Below are 19,589 nucleotides of genomic sequence, written 5' to 3'. Positions count from 1 at the left end.
AGACAAAGTGCCATGAGCCTTCGCTTCGATTTTTCAGCGTCGGCCGTGGCCGCGCTGGCCCTCGCCGATGCCACCCGTGCATTGCAGGAAGACGTCGCCGACGGCGACCTCACCGCCTCGCTGGTCGATCCCGCCCGCAAGGCCCGCGCCCGCGTGCTGGCGCGCGAAGCCGCCGTGGTGTGCGGCGCGCCCTGGGTCGAAGCGACGCTTCGGCAACTCGATCCGCAGGTGCGCATCACCTGGCTCTGCGCCGAAGGCGAACGCTGCGCGGCCGACCAGACGGTGCTGGAAATCGAAGGCACCGCCCGCGCGCTGCTGACGGCCGAGCGCACCTCGCTCAACTTCCTGCAACTGCTGAGCGCCGTTGCCACCAAGACCGCCCTGTATGCCGACGCCGTAGAGGGCACGCGCGCCCGCATCGTCGACACCCGCAAGACGCTGCCCGGCCTTCGCCTTGCGCAGAAGTACGCGGTGCGCACGGGCGGTGGCCTCAACCACCGCATCGGCCTCTACGACGCGGTGCTCATCAAGGAAAACCATATCGCCGCAGCCGGCGGCGTCGCCGCAGCCCTGCGCGCGGTGGCGCCGGTGGCCGATCGCGCCGCCTTCGTCGAAGTCGAGGTCGAGACGCTGGCCCAGTTGCGCGAAGCGCTTGGCGCCGGCGCGCGCATGGTGCTGCTCGACAACATGGACCTGCCCACGCTGCGCGAGGCCGTCCGCATCAACGACGAGGCGGGCGACGACCGCAAGGCCGTGCTGGAGATCTCGGGCGGCGTCACGCTCGAGGGCCTCCGCGCCTTGGCCGAGACCGGTGTAGACCGCATCTCGGTCGGCGCGTTGACCAAGGACGTCAAGGCCATTGATTTCTCGATGCGTTTCCAGGAAAGCTGATCCGCCCATGTCGTCCCCGGTCATCGATGTCGACTACGAGCAACCCGCAGCGAGGGCAGGCGCCGTCTGCGACACCCGCCACGCCTGGGCACGCGTGCCGGCCGAGCCCTCGCCGGACCAGCGCGTCGCCCTGAAGGAGCGCATCCGCCGCCTGCTGCGGGAGCGCAACGCCGTGATGGTGTCGCACTTCTACGTGCATCCCGACCTGCAGGACCTGGCAGAGGAAACCGGCGGCATCGTGAGCGATTCGCTCGAGATGGCGCGCTTCGGCCGTGACCACGCAGCGACCACGCTGGTGGTGTCGGGCGTGCGCTTCATGGGCGAGACCTCCAAGATCCTCTCGCCCGAGAAACGCGTGCTGATGCCCGACCTGGACGCGAACTGCTCGCTCGACCTGGGCTGCCCGGTCGACGAATTCAGCGCGTTCTGCGACCAGCACCCCGACCGCACCGTGGTCGTCTACGCCAACACCAGCGCGGCCGTGAAGGCGCGCGCCGACTGGCTCGTCACATCGAGCTGCGCGCTGGACGTGGTGGGCGCGCTGCATGCGCAGGGTCGCAAGATTCTCTGGGGCCCCGACCGCCACCTGGGCGACTACATCCAGCGCCAGACCGGCGCCGACATGGTCAGCTGGAACGGCGCCTGCATCGTGCACGACGAGTTCAAGGCACTGGAGCTCGAACTGCTCATCAAGGCGCACCCGTCGGCAAAGGTGCTGGTGCATCCGGAGTCGCCGGCCGACGTGATCGCGCTGGCCGATGCGGTCGGTTCGACCTCGGCGATCCTGAACGCCGCGCAGCGCATGGACGCGAGGGAGTTCATCGTCGCCACCGACACCGGCATGTTGCACAAGCTGCGCACGCTGAACCCCGGCAAGACCTTCATCGAGGCACCCACGGCCGGCAACGGCGGCACGTGCAAGAGCTGCGCGCATTGCCCGTGGATGGCGATGAACGGGCTGGTGGAGCTGGCGAATGCGTTGGAGACGGGGGCCGGCGAAATCCATGTCGACCCGGCGCTGGGCCTGCGCGCGCGGCTGCCGATCGATCGCATGCTGGCGTTCACCGCTGGTCTCAAGAATGGTCAGCCGCCCGGAAGCCTGATCGCCGGCATCGGCGCCGCCTGAAGTGATGTCTCTTCTCCCCAAGGGGAGAGAGAGCAAAGCCTAGAACTCCAGCGTGCAGCTGTCACCCAGCGCTTCGCGCCAGACACGCACCCGCGCGAGCGACGCCCGGAATTCCGGCAGTGCGTCCGCAATGAACACGCAAAGGTTCTCAAGCGTCGGCGGATGCAGCCCCGCCACGTCGTCCAGCAGGTGATGGTCCAGCAGCTCGCGCACGTCTTCGAGCCGCCGGCGCAGCAACCCCAGGTCGATCACCATCCCCGTCACAGGATCGCGCTCCCCCGCGAGCCAGACTTCGGCGTGGTACGTATGGCCGTGGATACGGCGGCTGCCTTCCACCTCGATGTCGCGTTTCAGCGTGTGGGCGGCGTCGAAGAAAAAGCGTTGGCTGATGGTGAAGCGCATAAAAGGCGGGCAGCTATCGGATGCCTGTGATCTTGTGGGTCTGCACGCTCAGGCGCCAGGCGGGCTGGCGCATGCATTCGGCGATGCAGAGTTCGGTATTGGCCACGCGGTCGGGGCCGTCCATGGGTTGCAGGAAACGGTGCGTGAATTCGCCGGTGCGCGCCATCGTGTCGAGGTCGAACGCGGTCTGCGGCCACACCAGCTTGAGCTCCTGCCCGCGCTGCTGCACCCACGGCGCGCCGGCCTTGGGGCTGATGCAGAGCCAGTCGATGCCTTCGGGCGCCGCGACCGTGCCGTTGCTCTCGACCGCGATGCGAAAGCGCCGCGCATGCAGCGCATCGACCAGCGCCGCGTCCACCTGCAAGAGCGGCTCGCCACCGGTCAGCACCACCAGCCGGTGCTCGGCATCGTTGGCGGGCCATTGCGCGGCGATGGTGTCGGCGAGCTGGTCGGCGCTCTTGAACTTGCCGCCGAGCGTGCCGTCGGTGCCCACGAAATCGGTGTCGCAGAAACGGCAGACGGCACTGGCGCGGTCTTCCTCGCGGCCCGTCCAGAGATTGCAGCCCGCGAAGCGGCAGAACACGGCCGGCATGCCCGCCTGGCCGCCTTCGCCTTGCAGTGTGTAGAAGATTTCCTTGACGCTGTAAGTCATGGGGCGAGGGGGGCGATTTCGAGGTTGTCGATAAGCCGCGTGTTGCCCAGGCGCGCCGCAGCGAGCGCCACCAGCGGCTCGCCAGTCGACGGCGCCTGCAGGTCGGCGCGGCGCCGCAGCACAAGATAGTCCGGTTGCCAGCCGCGCTCCGTCAGCGTCTTCATTGCCCGCGCTTGGATCGCGGCCACATCGCGCTCGCCGGATTGCACGGCGGCGGCCATCGCCTTCAGCGCCTTCGACAGGTGCACGGCTTCCGCGCGCTCGGCCTCGCTCAGGTAGCCGTTGCGCGACGACAGCGCCAGCCCGTCGTCCGCGCGGAAGGTCTCGCTGCCCACGATCTCGATGGGCAGCGCGAACTGCCGCACCATGTGGCGGATCATCATCAGCTGCTGGTAGTCCTTCTTGCCGAACACGGCCACGCGCGGTTGCACGCAGGTGAAGAGCTTCATCACCACCGTGCACACGCCGATGAAGAAGCCGGGGCGAAAGTGCCCTTCGAGGACATCGGCCAGCGCCGGGTCGGGGTGCACCTTGCAGGTCTGCGGTTCGGGGTAGAGCTCTTTTTCGTTGGGCGCGAACAGCACGTCGCAGCCGGCATCGCGCAGCTTGGCGCAATCGCTCTCCCAGGTGCGCGGGTAGGTGTCGAAGTCCTCGTGCGGCAGGAATTGCAGGCGGTTGACGAAGATGCTCGCCACCGTCGCGTCACCCAGCGGCCTGGCTTGCGTGATGAGCGCGATGTGCCCGTCGTGCAGGTTGCCCATGGTCGGGACGAACGCGGGGCGCTTGAAAGCCGAGAGATGGTCGCGCAGCTCGGCGATGGTGTGTGCGATGTACATGGAGTCGGTCCCTTTTTTTCTTACCAGGCGTGGAGTCGATCGTCGGGAAAGCTGCCGTCCTTCACCGCGTGCACATAGGCCGCGAGGGCCTCGGCGATGCTCGAGGAATCGGCCATGAAGTTGCGCACGAACTTCGGCATCTTTCCGAGGTTGATGCCCAGCATGTCGTGCAACACCAGCACCTGGCCGGCGGTGGCCTTGCCCGCGCCGATGCCGATGGTGGCGCAGTGCTTCAGCTCTGTGGTGAGCTCGGCGGCCAGGGCAGCCGGCACCATTTCGAGCACCAGCATCGTGGCGCCTGCGTCCTGCAATGCATGCGCATGTTGCTTCAGGAGTGCGCCCGCGTCACCCTTGCCCTGCACCCGGTAGCCGCCGAGTGCATGCACGGTCTGCGGCGTCAGGCCCAGGTGGGCGCACACCGCAATGCCGCGCTCGACCAGGAAGCGCACCGTCTCGGTCGTCCAGCCGCCGCCTTCGAGCTTGACCATGTGCGCGCCCGCCTGCATCAGCACCGTGGCGCTGGCGAGCGCCTGCTCGCGCGACTCCTGGTAGCTGCCGAAGGGCAGGTCGGCGATCAGCCAGGCCGTGCCCTGCACGCGGCGCAGGCCCCGCGAGACGCTGTCGGTGTGATAGCGCATGGTCTCCAGGCTCACGCCCACGGTGCTGGCAAGGCCCTGGCACACCATGCCCAGCGAATCGCCGACCAGGAGGCAATCGACACCCGCCGCATCGGCCATGGCCGCGAAGGTGGCGTCGTAGGCGGTGAGCATCGAGATCTTCTCGCCGCGCGCGTGCATGTCGGCCAGGCGCGGCAGGCTCACGGGCTTGCGCGAGGCGATCGGCGAGGCGGGTGGCAGCGTGCCGTAGGGCGATGCCGGCGGCGTCTCGGTGGGGGCGGTGGTGTTCGACATGGTTGGGTTTCTCCCTGCGGGCGTCGGTGGCCGGGCATCCTTGGGTGGCGAAAGATGAAAACGGGTGGGGCGGTCAGCCGGCCGGCGGCACCAGGACGGTCGGTGCAGTCGGCTCGGCCAGCGTTGGATAGTCGCGGCTGAAATGCAGCCCGCGGCTCTCGTGGCGGGCCTGCGCGGAGCGCACGATCAGCTCGGCCACCTGCACCAGGTTGCGCAGTTCGAGCAGGTCGCGCGTGACGTGGAAGTTCGCATAGAACTCCTGGATCTCGGCCTGCAGCAGCGCGATGCGATGGCTCGCGCGCTCCAGCCGCTTGTTGGTGCGAACGATGCCCACGTAGTCCCACATGAAGCGGCGCAGTTCGTCCCAGTTGTGCGAGATGACGACGGCTTCGTCGGCATCGGTGACGCGGCTGTCGTCCCAGGCGGGCAGGTCGGCGCTTTCATGCACGGGCGCTTCGACGATGGCCGCCGCGGCGGCGCGCGCGAACACCATGCACTCGACCAGCGAATTGCTGGCCAGGCGGTTGGCGCCGTGCAGGCCCGTGCAGGCGGTCTCGCCGATGGCGTAGAGGCCCGGCACGTCGGTGCGACCGGCGAGGTCGCTGAGCACGCCGCCGCAGGTGTAGTGCGCGGCCGGCACCACGGGAATCGGTTCGCGCGTGATGTCGATGCCCAGCTCCGCGCAGCGCGCGAGGATGTTGGGGAAATGTTCCTTCAGGAACGCCGCGGGTTGGTGCGAGATGTCCAGGTACACGCAGTCCAGGCCGTGCTTCTTCATCTCGAAGTCGATGGCGCGGGCCACCACGTCGCGCGGCGCGAGTTCGGCGCGTTCGTCGTGCCTGGGCATGAAGCGCGTGCCTCCTGCCGATTCAGGCAGCTTGAGCAGGCCGCCTTCACCGCGCACCGCCTCGCTGATCAGGAACGACTTGGCATGCGGGTGATAGAGGCACGTCGGGTGGAACTGGATGAACTCCATGTTCGACACCCGGCAGCCCGCGCGCCATGCCGCGGCAATGCCGTCGCCTGTCGCCGTGTCGGGGTTCGTCGTGTACAGGTAGACCTTGCCCGCGCCGCCCGTCGCCAGGATGGTGTGCGACGCGCGGAAGGCCAGCACCTCGTCGGTCGCGTCGTCCAGCGCGTAGAGGCCCACGCAGGCCGGATCTTTCAGTCCGAGCTTGGTGCCCGTCACCAGGTCGACCAGCGTGTGGTGCTCGAAGAGCGTGATGTTCGGCGTGCGGCGCACCCGTTCGATCAGCACCTGCTGCACCGCCGCGCCGGTGGCGTCGGTCACATGCACGATGCGGCGCTGGCTGTGGCCGCCCTCGCGTGTCAGGTGCAGGCCGCCGCCTTCTTCGGAGAACGGCACGCCCAGCTCGCGCAGCCAGCCGATGGCCTCGGGCGCGTGCTCGACGACGAAGCGCGTCGCCTCGGGGTCGCACAGGCCCGCGCCGGCGACCAGCGTGTCTTCCACGTGGGCATCGAAACTGTCGCCCGCGGCCAGCACCGCGGCAATGCCGCCCTGCGCCCAGGCGCTGGAGCCGTCGTTCAGCGCGCGCTTGGTGAGCACGGCCACGCGGTGCGTGGGCGCCAGGTGCAGCGCGGCGGAGAGGCCTGCGAGGCCGCTGCCGACGATGAGGACGTCGAAATCGAGCACGGCGGGATCCTCGGTGCCGGGGTCAGGCCGGCGAATACGCCAGGCGCACGTAGATCGGCGCGAAGGCTTCCGCCTGCGTGATGTCGATCAGCGTTTCCTTCGCGAGCTCGAGCATCGCGATGAAGGTGACGATCAGCACGGGCGCGCCGCGCGACACGTCGAAGAGTTTCTCGAACTCCACGAAGCGCTGGCCCTGCAGGTGGCGCAGCACGATGCTCATGTGCTCGCGCACGTTGAGTTCTTCGCGCGAGATCTTGTGGTGCTGCACGAGCTTGGCGCGCTTCATGATGTCGGCCCACGCATCGCGCAGGTCGATCACGTTCACCTCGGGAAAGCGCGGCTTGAGCGACTGCTCGATGTAGACCTGCCCCTTCCAGAAGTCGCGGCCGTAGGTCGGCATCGCGCTGATGGCGGCGGCCTGCAGCTTGGTCTGCTCGTATTCGAGCAGGCGGCGCACGAGCTCGGCGCGCGGGTCTTCGGCCTCTTCGCCCTCGGCCACCTTCTTGGGCGGCAGCAGCATGCGCGACTTGATCTCGATCAGCATCGCGGCCATCAGCAGGTATTCGGCCGCGAGTTCGAGGTTGGTCTGGCGGATCTCGTCGACGTAGCTCAGGTACTGGCGCGTCAAGCCCGCCATCGGAATGTCCAGGATGTTGAAGTTCTGCTTCCTGATCAGGTACAGCAGCAAGTCCAACGGGCCCTCGAAGGCCTCCAGGAACACCTGCAACGCCTCGGGCGGGATGTACAGGTCCTTGGGCATCGCGAACAGCGGCTCGCCATAGAGCCTGGCGAGCGCGACCTGGTCGACCACCTCGGGCATCGCCATCACCGGCGTGTCGTTGTCCTCGTCTCTTCTCATCGGGCGAACGCTATCATTTCAATAGCTGTTGGCGCAATGCAGACGGGCAACGGATGCCGAATTGGCACCATTTACTTGACTTGGGTCTGGTAGACGTACGGCTGCATCGGCACGCGGGCTTCGCCGTATTCCTCGAGCAGGCCGCGGTCCAGGTGCTTGTCCCAGAGGAGGGCACGGCCGGCGCGCTGTTCGGCCTCCAGCGTCGGCTTCTTTTCTTTCATCTCCTCGATGAAATTGGTGATCTCGGAAGAGTAGTGGGGGCGGCGGAAGATGGACATAGACTGGACCTTTGTAGACCGAATTTTACCGGGGACGGCATGGGACATCGGCAACAGTGGCAGATCGGCATGGCAACGGCGTTGCTGGCGGCGGTGATCGGCCTGGCGGGCTGCGACAACCAGCGCATCGCCGAACTTGAAGAAGGCGTCGCCACGGAAGCCGACGTGCGCACCAGATTCGGCCAGCCCGAGAACATCTGGGACGCCCCGGACGGCGGCCGCGTCTTCGAATACAACCGCCAGCCCCAGGGCCAGAAGAACTACATGATCACCATCGGCCGCGACGGCAAGATGAGCGCGCTGCGCCAGGTGCTCACGCCCGAGAACTTCGCCAAGGTGCAGCCCGGCATGATGATGGAAGACCTGCGCAAGCTGCTCGGCAAGCCCGCCAAGGTCACGCCCTATGCGCTCAAGCGCGAATCCGAATGGGAGTGGCGCTGGGTGCAGCCGCCGAACTCGCCGATGGTGTTCACCGCGACGCTGAACGACGGCCAGCGCGTCGTGCGCAGCGGCTCGTCGCCGGACCGGGCGACCGAAGCCAACTAGCCTTCGGCCGTGTGCGGCCGACCGGCCGCCAGCTCTTCTGCGAACCCCGAGCGCTCGATCACCTCGCGCGGTTGCGGCTGAAGAGATTCGATCCGCAGCACCCCGTCGCGCGCCAGCACCGCGCGGTGCAGCTGGCGCAGCGCATCGATGCCGGTGGCATCCAGGTAGATGAGGTGCGTGGCGTCGAGCACCACCGTCATGCCGCGCGGCGCGCGCTCGGCCGCGTTCACCGCCTCGTCGAGCTTGGCCGCGGCGCCGAAAAACAGCGCGCCGTAGATGCGGTAGGTGAGCACCGGCGGCTGCAGCGTCTCGAGCTCGACGCTGAAGAGCCCGCTCATGCGCCGGATGAAAAGCGCGCATGCGAGCACGATGCCCACCTGCACCGCCACCGTGAGGTCGAACACCACGGTGAGAAAGAACGTGCCGAGCATCAGCAGCCGGTAGTGCCGGCTGAAGTGCCGCAACCGGTCCGGCGTGAACTCGCGCCACTCGCCCATGTTCAGGCCGACAAAGATCAGGATGCCTGCGAGCACGGCGAGCGGCACATGGCGCGCGAGCGGCGCGGCCAGCAGCACCACGACCATCAGCGTCACCGCATGCACGATGCCCGCGACCGGCGAGCTGCCGCCCGAACGGATGTTGGTCACCGTGCGCGCGATGGTGCCGGTGGCCGGCATGCCGCCGAAGAAGGGCGTGACGATGTTCGCGATGCCCTGTGCCATCAGCTCCTGGTTCGGGTCGTGGCGCGGCTGGCCGCTCACCTGGTCGGCCACGCGCGCGCACAGCAGCGATTCGATGGCGCCGAGCAGCGCGATGGTCAGCGTCGGCGTGACCAGTTGCTTGACCGTCTCCCACGAGAAGTCGGGCAGCGCGAAGCCGGGCAGGCCCTCGGGAATGCCGCCGAAGCGCGTGCCGATGGTCTCCACCGGCAGCGCGAAACCCCATGACACCAGCGTGAGCGTGACCAGCGCGACGATCGGCCCCGGCACGCGCGTGCCCATCTGTACCGCGCGCTGGATCGCGCGGTGCGGCACCAGGCGGGCCGTCAGGCGAGGCAGCCGCGGCCACAGCACCAGCCCGGCCACGCAGGCCGCGCCGAGCGCGAAGGCATGGGGGTTGAAGGTGCCGATCTGCAGCGCCATCGCATGCAGCTGCGAGAACACGTCGGCCGGCATCTTTTCGACCGACAGCCCGAGCAGGTCCTTCAGTTGCGACAGCAGGATCAGCACCGCGATGCCGTTGGTGAAGCCCACCACGATCGACAGCGGCACGAAGCGCACCAGCCGCCCGAGGCCGAAGAGCCCCGCCGCGAACAGCAGCACGCCGGCGCAGGCGGTGGAAATCAGCAGGTTCGCCACGCCGTAGCGCTCGACGATGCCGTAGACGATCACGATGAATGCGCCGGCCGGCCCGCCGATCTGCACCGCCGAGCCGCCCAGGAGCGAGATCAGGAAGCCCGCGATGATCGCCGTCCAGATGCCGGCCTCGGGCTTGAGCCCCGAGGCGATGGCGAAGGCCATGGCCAGCGGCAGCGCCACGATGCCGACCGTCGCGCCCGCGCCCAGGTCCTTGAAGAAACGCTCCCGGTTGTAGTCCGCCATCGCGTCCAGCAGGCGCGGGCGAAAGCGGGTGAGGTTCAGCGGGGATGGCATGGGTGGCCGATTGTGGCTCGCGAGCCCCGCAGGGAGCGCCATCGGCAGGGCCATCGGCCGGCATGCGTACTTTCGATCAACTTATCCAGAACGAAGGATGAAGATACAGTTTTCACATTAATTGACATTTTGAAACCAACATTACCGAGGGAGCCGGGCTCATGCACATCCTGCTTGTCGCAAGCGCATTCAATAGCCTGACGCAGAGGGTTCTGGCCGAACTCCAGGACCGCGGCCACACCGTCGGCGTCGAGCTGGCTCTGGGCAACGACGAGGCCTTGCGCGAAGCGGTGCGAACGCATGCGCCCCAACTCATCGTGGCGCCGATGCTGACAACCGCGATCCCCGAGGACATCTGGCGCGCCCACACCTGCCTGATCGTGCACCCCGGCCCGCCAGGCGACCGGGGCCCGTCCTCGCTCGACTGGACGCTGCGCGACGGCGCCGAAAGCTGGGGCGTCACCGTGCTCGCCGCCGTCGCCGAGATGGACGCGGGCGATGTCTGGGCCTGGTCGCCGCTGAAGGTGCCGCCGCTGGCGGGCAAGAGCGATCTCTACCGCGGCGAGGTGGCGGATGCGGCCGTCGACGCGGTGCTGCTCGCGGTCGAGCGCTTCACCTCGGGCACGTACAAGCCGAAACGGCAGAAGGCGGCCGATCTCGCGGCGGGTTGGCGCCCGTTCCTGAAGCAGGCGGAGCGCCGCATCGACTGGACCCGCGAATCGACCGAGTCGGTGCTGCGCCAGCTGCGCGCCGCCGATTCGCAGCCCGGCGTGCTCGACGAACTGCTGGCCGCGCAGTGGTACCTGCACGGCGCGTACCCCGAAGACGAACTGCGCGGCACACCCGGCGAGCTGATCGCCACCCGCGCCGGTGCCGTCTGCCGCGCCACGACGGACGGCGCGGTCTGGATCGTGCAGCTGCGCCCCTGGCGCGCAACGGGCTCGGGGCTTGCCAGCTTCAAGCTGCCGGCCGTCGACGCGCTCGGCGACCTGCTCCCCGCCGGCCTGCCCGAAGTGCCCGCGCCGCTGCAGCTGCCAGCCGGCCGCCGCACCTGGACCGACATGCGCTACAGCGAGCACGGCGAGCATGGCGTGGTGGGCGTGCTGAACTTCTCGTTCCCCGGCGGCGCGATGAGCAGCGTGCAATGCCGCCGCCTGCTGGAGGCCTATCGCTTCGCCTGCACCCGGCCGACCTCGGTGCTGGTGCTCGGCGGGCTGCGCGATTTTTTCTCGAACGGCATCCACCTGAACGTGATCGAGGCGGCGCCCGATCCGGCCGAGGAGTCGTGGGCCAACATCCATGCGATGAACGACCTGGTCGAAGCGGTGATCACCACCACCGACCGGCTCACCGTCGCGGCCCTGGGCGGCAATGCCGCGGCCGGCGGCGTGATGCTGGCGCTCGCGGCGGACGAGGTGTGGTGCAGGGACGGCGCCATCCTCAACCCGCACTACAAGCTCATGGGCCTCTACGGCTCCGAATACTGGACCTACACCCTGCCGCGCCGCGTGGGCCAAAGCGAGGCCGAGCGGCTCACGCAATCGGCGCTGCCGGTGAGCGCGAAGCGCGCGGTCGAGCTCGGCATGGCCGAGCGCGTGCTGCAGGCCGCGCCGGAAGAACTGGGCGATGAAGTGATGCGGCTGGCCACGCAACTCGCGGCCTCGCCCGACCTGGCGGCCCGCATCGCGAAGAAGCAGGCAAAGCGCGCGGAAGACGAATCGGCAAAGCCGCTGCAGCGGTACCGCGATGAAGAACTGACACACATGCGCCGCAACTTCTTCGATCGCAGCGAGCCGCATGCGGCCTTGCGCTCGGCGTTCGTGCGCAAGGAGAAGGCACAGCACACGCCCGCGCACGTCGCGCAGCTGGGCCTGCCGCGCTGAATTCCAGTTGCTTACTTGCTGTCCGGAATGACCGCGTCGGCCGCGGCGCCCACGGCCTTGCCGGTGATGCGCGCGGTGCCGATGGCCGCATCGGCCGCGAGACCCACCGCGCTGGCGCCCACGCTCACGGCGGTGCCGGCGACGGTGACCACGGCGCAGCCGTCGAGCGCGGCGACGAGCAGCGCAAGAACCAGAAGCCGGAAGGGGGAGCGGAGCCTTTGCATGCGCGGATTTTGCACCCGCCCCCGGGCAGGACCTAGTCCTGCGCCAAGCTCGCCAGGATCGCGTCCCGGTCCTGGTCCAGCCGCGGCGGCTGCCGCAGCACCTGCGTGCGGTGCCCGCCCACGTGCACCGGGTTGCCCGCGACCGTGAGCGACCGGCCGCCCTGCGTCTTCACCTGCACCAGCATCTCGCGCGCCTGCACCTGCGGGTCTTTCACCACCGCGGCGACGTCGTTGTACTCGCCGGTCGGAATGTTGTGCGCCATCAGGAGCGCCTGCCAATGCGCGCAGGGCGCGCCGGCCAGGCGCTGCTCCAGCAACTGCTTGAGTGCCTCGTGGTGTTGGCAGCGCGCGGGGTTGCTCGCAAAGCGCGCGTCCTCGGGCAGCGCCGGCAGGTCGAGCGCCGTGCACAGGCGCTGGAACAGCGCGTCGTTGCCCGCCGCGATCACGAACCAGCCGTCCGCCGCGCGGAACACGTCGAACGGCGTGATCGACGGGTGCCGCGAGCCGATCGGGCCCGGTGCGCGCCCGTCGGCTTCCATGCGCGAGATCGCGTTCTCGAGCAGCGCGACCTGGCAGTCGAGCATCGCCACGTCCACGCGGTCGCCCACGCCCGTGCGCCCGCGCTGAAGCAGCGCGGCCTGCGTGCCGATGGCCGCGTAGAGGCCGGCGCCCAGGTCGCCGATCGAGACGCCCACGCGCGTCGGCGGTGCGCCGGGGTGGCCGGTCAGGCTCATGATGCCGCCCATCGCCTGCACCACCATGTCGTAGGCGGGGCGCCGGCTGTACGGCCCCGTCTGGCCGAAGCCCGAGACCGAGGTGAACACGAGACCCGGAAAGCGCGCGTGCAGCGTGGGCCAGTCGTAGCCCAGCTTTTCCATCGTGCCGGGCCGGAAGTTCTCGACCAGCACGTCGGCCGTGGCCAGCAGCCGTTCGAAGATGGCCCGGTCGGCCGGCGCCTTCAGGTCCAGCGCGATCGACTCCTTGTTGCGGTTGACCGACATGAAGTAAGCCGAGTCGCCCTCCACGAACGGGCCGATCTGCCGCGCGTCGTCGCCGAGGCCGGGCTGCTCCACCTTGATGACGCGCGCGCCCAGGTCGGCGAGCAGCAGCGTGCAATAGGGCCCCGCGAGCACGCGCGTCAGGTCGATGACGGTGAAGCCCCGCAGCGGGCCGCCCTGCGGCATGTCCGGCGCCATGTCCGGCGCCATGTCCGGCGTCATTCGACGGTCGCGCCCGAGCGCTCGGTCAGGTCCTTCGACTTCACACCTTCGGCCTGCGCCCAGGTGCGGAATTCGGCGAGCGACGTCGAGGGCGCCGACTCGTTGCCGGACTTCTCCAGCCGCGCCTTCACGTCGGGATCGTTGAGCGCCGCGACGCTCGCGTCGAACAGCTTCTGCGCCATGTCCGGCGGCAGGCCCGCCGGCGCGAAGAGGCCGAACCAGAAGGTGTAGTCGTAGCCCTTCACGCCGGCCTCGGCGACGCTGGGCACGTCGGGAAAGAGCGGCGAGCGCTGGCCCGAGGTGACGGCCAGCACGCGCAGCTTCTGGCCCTGCGCCATCGGCAGCACCGAGGGCGGCGTGCCGAAGGTCAGTTGCACGTCGCCGGCGGCAACCGCCTGGATCGACGGGGCGCCGCCCTTGTAGGGCACATGGAGCATCGTCACGCCGGCCGCCTTCTCGAACGACAGGCCCGCCAGGTGCGTCACCACGCCGGTGCCGGACGACGAATACGCCAGTTTTCCGGGGTTCTGCCGCGCTTGGGCGATCAGCGCCTGCACGGTCTTCGCGCTCACGTCCTTGTTGACCGCGAGCAGCATCGGCGCGGAACTCCAGCGGGAGATCGGCACGAAGCTCCTGGCCCCGTCGTACTTCACGGCCTTGTAGAGCAGCTTGTCGCTGCCGTAGAGGTTGGCGCTGCCCAGCAGCAGCGTGTAGCCATCGGGCGCCGCGCGCGCGACCTGGTCCGATGCGATGGTGGTGCCCGCGCCGGGCTTGTTGTCGATGATGAGGGGCTGCCCGAGGATCTTGGCGAGCTTGTCGCTCACGATGCGCGCCACGGTGTCGGCGCCTCCGCCGGCGGGGAAGCCGATCACGAGGGTGATCGGGCGCGAGGGGTAGGTGTCGGCGAAGGCGCCGGCCGGGGCGAGCAGGGCCGCGGCTGCGAATGAAATGGCTCGAAGTGGGTTCACTGGTTGTCTCCTGTTTTGTGTCGAAGGGGAGGGCGCACTCAGCGGCCCTTGAAGACCGGCGGGCGCTTCTCGCGCCAGGCGCGGCCGCCCTCGGCCAGGTCCTCGGAAGCGACGGTGCGCTGCACCTCGCGCAGGATCGAGGCGGCATCGGCGGTGCCGCGCGCGATCTGGTTCAGGTGCTTCTTCATGCCGAGCAGTGCGAGTGGCGCCATGCCGGCGAGCGTGCTGCGCAGGCGCAGCACTTCGGCATCGAGCGCCGGGGCGTCGTCGACCAGTTGCGTGAGGAATCCGCAGTCGCGCATCGCGGGGCCGTCGAGCTTTTCGGCGGTCAGGAAGAGCCGCTTGGCCGTGTCCAGCCCGAGCCGCGACACGTAGCGTTCCATGCCGCTCTGGTAGTAGTGCAGGCCGAGCCGGGCGGCGGGCATGAACATCTCGGCGGTGCGCACGCCCACGCGGAAGTCGCAGGCCAGCACCAGGTCGGTGGCGCCGCCGAAGACGCCGCCATGCACCGCCGCGATGGTCACGGCGCGGCAGTTTTCCAGCGCATCGACCATGTCGCCGAAGCTGCTGCCCTCGGTCTGGCTGCTGGCGGCGATCTCTGATATATCGTAGCCACTGCAAAAGTACTTGCCTTCGGAGCGGATGACGAGCACCAGCACCTCGGGCGAGCGATTCACCGTCTCCACGTGGCGAACGAGCTCGGGCAGGTCCTCCGGCGTCAGCTTGTTGGCGGCGCTGGGGCGGCGCAATGTCAGGAAGGCGACGCGGCTGTCGATCTCTAGCGAGGGAAGCATTGATGTACCAAACAGATGAATTGATATATTTGTAAGGTTAGCTAATATCCCGATCTCCATGCAACCCGCGAAAACCCTCGACACCAGCAGCCTGCAGGACCAGATCCGCAGCCGCCTCGAACACGACATCCTGGAAGGCATGCTGCCTCCCGGCATGCCCATCGACGAAAAGGCGCTGGCCCTGAGCTTCAACACCTCGCGCACGCCGGTGCGCGAGGCGCTGCTGCTGCTCAGCGCGCGGGGGCTGGTCGACATCGTTCCGCGCACCGGCATCTATGTGCGCCAACTGCGGGCGAACGAGCTCGTCGCGATGATGGAAGCGCTGGGCGAACTCGAAGGGGTGCTGGCGCGGCTGGCGGCCCTGCGCATCGGACCGGTCTTGCGCGGCGAACTCCAGCGCGCACTGGAAGGCACGGCCGCCATGGCACAGGCGGACGATGCAGAGGGCTACCAGCGCGCCAACGCCGCGCTGCACGACGTGATCTATCGCGCGAGCGGCAATCCGTTCATCGTCGAGCAGGCGCAGACGGTGCGCCTGCGCATCGCGGCCTACCGGGGGCGGATGTTCGAGAAGCCGGGCCGGCTCGCCGCCTCGCAGCGGGAGCACGAACGGGTGGTGGAGTGGATCCTCAAGGGCGACGCCGACAACGCCGCGGAGGCGATGCGCGACCACATCTCGGTGGGCGGCAAGGTGTTTGCCGACCTCGTGCTGAACAACAAGTTCGGCTAGTTCTTCGTTTCGTCAGCGAACCCGCATGCCCGGCGTCGCGCCCGGCCACGGCTCGAGCACGTGGATGCCCGGATTGGCTTTCTCGTCGCCGTGGCTCGCGGCCAGCACCATGCCTTCGCTGATGCCGAACTTCATCTTGCGCGGCGCGAGGTTCGCGACCAGCACCGTGAGCTTGCCCACGAGCTGCTCGGGCTGGTAGGCCGAGGCGATGCCGCTGAAAACGTTGCGGGTCTGTCCCTCGCCGGCATCGAGCGTCAGGCGCAGCAGCTTGGTCGAGCCCTCGACCTTCTCGCAGGCCACGATCTTCGCGATGCGCAGGTCGATCTTCGCGAAGTCGTCGATGGTGATCGCGGGCGCGATGGCTTCGCCGCCGGGCAGCGCATCGGCCGCGGCTTCCACGGCAGCAGCGGCCGCCACCGGTTCGGGCGCATCGAACAGCGTGTCCATCACCTTGGCATCGGCACGCTGCATCAGGTGCTTGTACTCGCCGATCGCGTGGCCCGCGGAGAGCGGCTGCGCGGCATCGGACCAGACCAGCGGCGAGATCTTCAGGAACGCCTCGACGTTCACGGCCAGCGCCGGCAGCACCGGCTTCAGGTACAGCGTGAGCAGGCGGAAGGCCTCGATGCACACGGTGCACACGTCGTGCAGCCGCGCCTCGGCGCCTTCCTTCTTGGCCAGTTCCCAGGGCTTGTTCTGGTCGACGTATTCGTTCACCTTGTCGGCCAGCGCCATCACCTCGCGCAGCGCACGGGCGTAGTCGCGCCCGTCGTAGAGCGAATGGACCTGGCCGGCCGCATCGCGCAGCGCGAACAGCAGCGCATCGCCATCGGCCGACACCTCGCCCAGCTGGCCGCCGAAGCGCTTGCCGATAAAGCCCGCCGCGCGGCTCGCGATGTTGATGTACTTGCCCACGAGGTCGCTGTTGACGCGCGCGACGAAGTCCTCGGGGTTGAAGTCGATGTCTTCGTTGCGGCCGTTGAGCTTGGCCGCGATGTAGTAGCGCAGCCACTCGGGGTCCAGCCCGATCGACAGGTACTTGAGCGGGTCGATGCCGGTGCCGCGGCTCTTGCTCATCTTCTCGCCGCTCACCGTGAGGTGGCCGTGCACGTACACCGCGTCGGGCGCCTTGCGGCCGCTGAAGTGCAGCATCGCGGGCCAGAAGAGGGTGTGGAAGGTGATGATGTCCTTGCCGATGAAGTGCACCTGTTCCAGGTCCGGGTCGGCCATGTACTCGGTGTACGAGATGCCGTCGCCGCCCAGTTCGATGCAGCGCTTGTCCAGCAGGTTCTTCAGCGATGCCAGGTAGCCCACGGGCGCGTCGAGCCACACGTAGAAGTACTTGCCCGGCGCATCGGGGATCTCGATGCCGAAGTAGGGCGCGTCGCGGCTGATGTCCCAGTCGCCCAGGCCGCCCTTGCCTTCGTCGTCCTTGTAGAGCCACTCGCGGATCTTGTTCTGCACTTCGGACTGCACGTGGCCGGGGGCGGCGGTCCATTCCTTCAGGTAGGCCTCGCAGCGCGGGTCCGAGAGCTTGAAGAAGAAGTGCTCCGAGCTGCGCAGCTCGGGCTTGGCGCCCGAGAGGGCCGAGTACGGGTTGATCAGCTCGGTGGGCGCATACACGGCGCCGCACACCTCGCAGTTGTCGCCGTACTGGTCCTTCGAGTGGCAGTTGGGGCACTCGCCCTTGATGAAGCGGTCGGCCAGGAACATGCCCTTCTCAGGGTCGTAGAACTGCTCGACGCTCTTGGTTTCGATGAGGCCATTGGCGCGCAGGTCGCGGTAGATGTCCTGCGCGAGCTGGTGGTTCTCGGGCGCGTCGGTCGAGTGCCAGTTGTCGAACGAGATGTAGTAGCCGTCCAGGTAGGGCTTGCGGCCCGCCGCGATCTCGGCCACGAAGGCCTGCGGCGTCACGCCGGCCTTGTCGGCCGCGATGGTGATGGCCGCGCCGTGCGCGTCGTCGGCGCAGACGAAGTTGACCTCGGCGCCGTTCATTCGCTGGTTCCGCACCCAGATGTCGGCCTGGATGTACTCCATCATGTGGCCGATGTGGAACTTGCCGTTGGCATACGGCAGGGCGGTGGTGACGAAGAGCTTGCGCGGGGCGGACATCGGGGAGGGCGCTTTCGGGAGTGACGGACGGGGAACCGGGCATTTTAGGTGGCCGCGTCCGCCCCGCGCCCGGCCCCGTGTTTGATGGCAGCATCGCCCGATGCCGCACGCCATCGCCCTTTCCTCGTACATCGCCGGATTCGCCGCTTCTCCCCTCGCACGGTGGAGCGCCTCGATGCCCTGGGCGTTGGCGCAGCAGGCTCCGGAAATCGTGCGCCGGCTGTTGGCGGAACTGCCGGCCGACGAATACGCCATCGACGGCGACATCGCCATCCATCGCAGCGCCCGGGTCGAGGCCGGCGCGGTGCTCAAGGGACCGCTGATCCTGGGCGCCGGCTGCTTCGTGGCCGCTGGCGCCTACCTGCGCGGCGGCAACTGGGTCGACGCGCGCTGCACCATCGGTCCGGGCACCGAACTCAAGTCTTCCTTCGTCTTCGCGGGCACGGCGCTCGCGCACTTCAACTTCGTCGGCGATTCGGTGATCGGCGCGGGCGTCAACATGGAAGCCGGCAGCATCGTCTGCAACCACCGCAACGAGCGCGCCGCCAAGGAGATCCTCGTGCGCAGCGGCGAGGGCGGCGCGCTGCAGCCCACGGGCTGCGAGAAATTCGGTGCGCTCATCGGCGATGGGGCGCGCATCGGTGCCAACGCGGTCGTCGCGCCCGGTGCGCTGCTGCGGCCCGGCCGTGTCGTCGGCCGCGCCTCGCTGCTGGACCAGGAACTGTCCGGCCACGAGTGACCCACGAAAGCGCGGGGTGTCTCGCACGAGACGTATGCTCGACCCCCCGATACAGAACGCCAGAAAGCGAGCCGCAGCCGATGACCACCCCCATTCCCGCAACCCTCATCCCCGGCGATGGCATCGGCCCCGAAATCGTCGACGCCACGCTGGCCGCGCTCGATGCGCTGAAGGCGCCCTTCACCTGGGACACCCAGATCGCGGGCCTCGGCGGCGTCAAGGCCTCGGGCGATCCGCTGCCCAAGGCCACGCTGGACAGCATCCGCACCACCCGCCTGGCCCTGAAGGGCCCGCTGGAGACGCCCTCGGGCGGCGGCTACCGCTCCTCGAACGTGCGGCTGCGGGAGGAATTCCAGCTCTACGCCAACCTGCGCCCCGCGCGCACCATCATCCCGGGCGGCCGCTTCGACAAGATCGACCTCATGATCGTGCGCGAGAACCTCGAGGGCCTGTACATCGGCCACGAGCACTACGTGCGCATCGACGGCGACCCGCATGCCGTGGGCATGGCCACCGGCATCAACACGCGGCAGGGCTGCCGCCGGGTGCTCGAATACGCGTTCGAGACCGCCATTGCCACCGGCCGCAAGAAGGTCACGCTGGTGCACAAGGCCAACATCATGAAGGTGCTGACCGGCCTGTTCCTGGAGACCGGCGAGCAGCTCTACGCGGAAAAGTACAAGGGCAAGTTCGAGCTCGATTCGATCATCGTGGACGCCTGCGCGATGAAGCTGGTGCTCAACCCCTGGCAGTTCGACATGCTGGTGACGACCAACCTGTTCGGCGACATCCTCTCGGACCTGGTGGCGGGACTCGTCGGCGGCCTGGGCATGGCGCCGGGCGCCAACATCGGCACCGACGCGGCGATCTTCGAAGCGGTGCACGGTTCGGCGCCCGACATCGCCGGCAAGGGCATCGCCAACCCCACGGCGCTGCTGCTGGCCGCCGCGATGATGCTGGACCACACGAAGATGCCCGAGCTGGCCACGCGCCTGCGCACGGCCATCGACCAGACGCTGAACATCGACAACGTGCGCACCGGCGACTTGGGCGGCACGGCGAACACCGCCGCTTTCACCAAGGCGCTGGTCAGCCGCATCAACGGCGGCTGA

General features: G+C 68.5%; 20 protein-coding genes. 7 read left to right on the top strand and 13 right to left on the bottom strand.

Annotation, left to right across the window (positions count from 1 at the left end; translation table 11 throughout):
* The first annotated feature begins 12 nt into the window (after positions 1-12).
* Both nadC and nadA read left to right on the top strand, forming a co-directional pair.
* On the top strand, positions 13-891 hold the full coding sequence (gene nadC / locus BM133_RS21565) for a carboxylating nicotinate-nucleotide diphosphorylase (RefSeq protein ID WP_093438137.1): 879 nt from the start codon (positions 13-15) through the stop codon (positions 889-891).
* Positions 892-898: 7 nt separating this feature from the next.
* Positions 899-2,017 (top strand): quinolinate synthase NadA, encoded by a 1,119-nt coding sequence (nadA, locus tag BM133_RS21560; RefSeq protein WP_093438134.1) that lies wholly within the window; start codon positions 899-901, stop codon positions 2,015-2,017.
* 39 nt (positions 2,018-2,056) lie between these two features.
* Here nadA and BM133_RS21555 read toward each other — a convergent pair whose 3' ends face one another.
* The 7 genes from BM133_RS21555 to BM133_RS21525 all read right to left on the bottom strand — a co-directional run bounded on the left by BM133_RS21555 (position 2,057) and on the right by BM133_RS21525 (position 7,609).
* A complete protein-coding gene (locus BM133_RS21555) occupies positions 2,057-2,419 on the bottom strand; it encodes a 6-carboxytetrahydropterin synthase (protein ID WP_093438132.1) in 363 nt (120 codons plus the stop codon).
* Between the two features lie 13 nt (positions 2,420-2,432).
* Positions 2,433-3,071, bottom strand: a complete 639-nt coding sequence (queE, locus tag BM133_RS21550; RefSeq protein WP_093438129.1) for a 7-carboxy-7-deazaguanine synthase — start codon at positions 3,069-3,071, stop codon at positions 2,433-2,435.
* Complete coding sequence (panC, locus tag BM133_RS21545) at positions 3,068-3,907, bottom strand: pantoate--beta-alanine ligase (protein WP_093438127.1); 840 nt, start codon at positions 3,905-3,907, stop codon at positions 3,068-3,070. The genes queE and panC overlap by 4 nt, the downstream gene beginning before the upstream one ends.
* Positions 3,908-3,927: 20 nt before the next feature.
* Positions 3,928-4,818, bottom strand: a complete 891-nt coding sequence (gene panB / locus BM133_RS21540) for a 3-methyl-2-oxobutanoate hydroxymethyltransferase (RefSeq protein WP_093438124.1) — start codon at positions 4,816-4,818, stop codon at positions 3,928-3,930.
* Between the two features lie 73 nt (positions 4,819-4,891).
* Positions 4,892-6,472 (bottom strand): L-aspartate oxidase, encoded by a 1,581-nt coding sequence (gene nadB, locus BM133_RS21535; RefSeq protein WP_093438122.1) that lies wholly within the window; start codon positions 6,470-6,472, stop codon positions 4,892-4,894.
* Positions 6,473-6,494: 22 nt separating this feature from the next.
* Positions 6,495-7,331, bottom strand: coding sequence for a segregation and condensation protein A (locus tag BM133_RS21530; protein WP_093438120.1), 837 nt, complete (start codon positions 7,329-7,331; stop codon positions 6,495-6,497).
* 71 nt (positions 7,332-7,402) lie between these two features.
* Complete coding sequence (locus BM133_RS21525; protein WP_093438119.1) at positions 7,403-7,609, bottom strand: DUF3460 family protein; 207 nt, start codon at positions 7,607-7,609, stop codon at positions 7,403-7,405.
* 69 nt (positions 7,610-7,678) lie between these two features.
* Here BM133_RS21525 and BM133_RS21520 point away from each other — a divergent pair, with 69 nt between their 5' ends.
* Positions 7,679-8,155: an outer membrane protein assembly factor BamE gene (locus tag BM133_RS21520; RefSeq protein ID WP_093438273.1), complete on the top strand. Its 477-nt coding sequence runs from the start codon at positions 7,679-7,681 to the stop codon at positions 8,153-8,155.
* Here the strand turns inward: BM133_RS21520 and BM133_RS21515 are convergent.
* On the bottom strand, positions 8,152-9,807 hold the full coding sequence (locus BM133_RS21515; RefSeq protein ID WP_093438116.1) for a SulP family inorganic anion transporter: 1,656 nt from the start codon (positions 9,805-9,807) through the stop codon (positions 8,152-8,154). The genes BM133_RS21520 and BM133_RS21515 overlap by 4 nt on opposite strands.
* Positions 9,808-9,968: 161 nt before the next feature.
* Here BM133_RS21515 and BM133_RS21510 point away from each other — a divergent pair, with 161 nt between their 5' ends.
* A complete protein-coding gene (locus BM133_RS21510) occupies positions 9,969-11,690 on the top strand; it encodes an enoyl-CoA hydratase-related protein (protein ID WP_093438114.1) in 1,722 nt (573 codons plus the stop codon).
* Positions 11,691-11,701: 11 nt separating this feature from the next.
* On the opposite strand, the gene BM133_RS21505 is transcribed toward BM133_RS21510, so the two are convergent.
* The 4 genes from BM133_RS21505 to BM133_RS21490 are packed head-to-tail and all read right to left on the bottom strand — an operon-like array spanning position 11,702 to position 14,896.
* Complete coding sequence (locus tag BM133_RS21505) at positions 11,702-11,914, bottom strand: hypothetical protein (RefSeq protein ID WP_093438111.1); 213 nt, start codon at positions 11,912-11,914, stop codon at positions 11,702-11,704.
* 32 nt (positions 11,915-11,946) lie between these two features.
* Positions 11,947-13,134, bottom strand: coding sequence for a CaiB/BaiF CoA transferase family protein (locus BM133_RS21500; RefSeq protein ID WP_256219298.1), 1,188 nt, complete (start codon positions 13,132-13,134; stop codon positions 11,947-11,949).
* Positions 13,131-14,102, bottom strand: a complete 972-nt coding sequence (locus BM133_RS21495) for a Bug family tripartite tricarboxylate transporter substrate binding protein (protein WP_093438108.1) — start codon at positions 14,100-14,102, stop codon at positions 13,131-13,133. The genes BM133_RS21500 and BM133_RS21495 overlap by 4 nt, the downstream gene beginning before the upstream one ends.
* 38 nt (positions 14,103-14,140) lie before the next feature.
* On the bottom strand, positions 14,141-14,896 hold the full coding sequence (locus BM133_RS21490) for an enoyl-CoA hydratase/isomerase family protein (protein ID WP_093438106.1): 756 nt from the start codon (positions 14,894-14,896) through the stop codon (positions 14,141-14,143).
* 58 nt (positions 14,897-14,954) lie between these two features.
* On the opposite strand from BM133_RS21490, the gene BM133_RS21485 reads away from it, so the two are divergent.
* Entirely contained in the window at positions 14,955-15,626 is a 672-nt protein-coding gene (locus BM133_RS21485; RefSeq protein ID WP_093438103.1) for a GntR family transcriptional regulator, read from the top strand.
* A gap of 12 nt (positions 15,627-15,638) precedes the next feature.
* On the opposite strand, the gene metG is transcribed toward BM133_RS21485, so the two are convergent.
* Positions 15,639-17,738, bottom strand: a complete 2,100-nt coding sequence (gene metG, locus BM133_RS21480) for a methionine--tRNA ligase (protein WP_093438100.1) — start codon at positions 17,736-17,738, stop codon at positions 15,639-15,641.
* Between the two features lie 100 nt (positions 17,739-17,838).
* On the opposite strand from metG, the gene BM133_RS21475 reads away from it, so the two are divergent.
* Entirely contained in the window at positions 17,839-18,477 is a 639-nt protein-coding gene (locus BM133_RS21475; protein ID WP_093438098.1) for an LbetaH domain-containing protein, read from the top strand.
* An 80-nt stretch (positions 18,478-18,557) separates the two neighbouring features.
* Positions 18,558-19,589, top strand: a complete 1,032-nt coding sequence (locus tag BM133_RS21470) for an isocitrate/isopropylmalate dehydrogenase family protein (RefSeq protein ID WP_093438096.1) — start codon at positions 18,558-18,560, stop codon at positions 19,587-19,589.

It is taken from the genome of Variovorax sp. 770b2 (assembly GCF_900115685.1).
GTDB lineage: Bacteria > Pseudomonadota > Gammaproteobacteria > Burkholderiales > Burkholderiaceae_C > Variovorax.
This window is presented reverse-complemented; position numbering and strand designations above follow the sequence as displayed.

Bases quoted from the DNA above. Each gene is read 5' to 3' on its own strand.
- BM133_RS21505 (WP_093438111.1), bottom strand. From the start codon at position 11,914: ATGCAAAGGCTCCGCTCCCCCTTCCGGCTTCTGGTTCTTGCGCTGCTC.
- BM133_RS21470 (WP_093438096.1), top strand. From the start codon at position 18,558: ATGACCACCCCCATTCCCGCAACCCTCATCCCCGGCGATGGCATCGGC.
- BM133_RS21515 (WP_093438116.1), bottom strand. From the start codon at position 9,807: ATGCCATCCCCGCTGAACCTCACCCGCTTTCGCCCGCGCCTGCTGGAC.
- BM133_RS21475 (WP_093438098.1), top strand. From the start codon at position 17,839: ATGCCGCACGCCATCGCCCTTTCCTCGTACATCGCCGGATTCGCCGCT.
- queE (WP_093438129.1), bottom strand. From the start codon at position 3,071: ATGACTTACAGCGTCAAGGAAATCTTCTACACACTGCAAGGCGAAGGC.
- BM133_RS21485 (WP_093438103.1), top strand. From the start codon at position 14,955: ATGCAACCCGCGAAAACCCTCGACACCAGCAGCCTGCAGGACCAGATC.
- BM133_RS21520 (WP_093438273.1), top strand. From the start codon at position 7,679: ATGGCAACGGCGTTGCTGGCGGCGGTGATCGGCCTGGCGGGCTGCGAC.
- panB (WP_093438124.1), bottom strand. From the start codon at position 4,818: ATGTCGAACACCACCGCCCCCACCGAGACGCCGCCGGCATCGCCCTAC.
- BM133_RS21510 (WP_093438114.1), top strand. From the start codon at position 9,969: ATGCACATCCTGCTTGTCGCAAGCGCATTCAATAGCCTGACGCAGAGG.
- BM133_RS21490 (WP_093438106.1), bottom strand. From the start codon at position 14,896: ATGCTTCCCTCGCTAGAGATCGACAGCCGCGTCGCCTTCCTGACATTG.
- panC (WP_093438127.1), bottom strand. From the start codon at position 3,907: ATGTACATCGCACACACCATCGCCGAGCTGCGCGACCATCTCTCGGCT.
- BM133_RS21530 (WP_093438120.1), bottom strand. From the start codon at position 7,331: ATGAGAAGAGACGAGGACAACGACACGCCGGTGATGGCGATGCCCGAG.
- BM133_RS21555 (WP_093438132.1), bottom strand. From the start codon at position 2,419: ATGCGCTTCACCATCAGCCAACGCTTTTTCTTCGACGCCGCCCACACG.
- nadA (WP_093438134.1), top strand. From the start codon at position 899: ATGTCGTCCCCGGTCATCGATGTCGACTACGAGCAACCCGCAGCGAGG.
- BM133_RS21500 (WP_256219298.1), bottom strand. From the start codon at position 13,134: ATGACGCCGGACATGGCGCCGGACATGGCGCCGGACATGCCGCAGGGC.
- BM133_RS21525 (WP_093438119.1), bottom strand. From the start codon at position 7,609: ATGTCCATCTTCCGCCGCCCCCACTACTCTTCCGAGATCACCAATTTC.
- nadC (WP_093438137.1), top strand. From the start codon at position 13: ATGAGCCTTCGCTTCGATTTTTCAGCGTCGGCCGTGGCCGCGCTGGCC.
- metG (WP_093438100.1), bottom strand. From the start codon at position 17,738: ATGTCCGCCCCGCGCAAGCTCTTCGTCACCACCGCCCTGCCGTATGCC.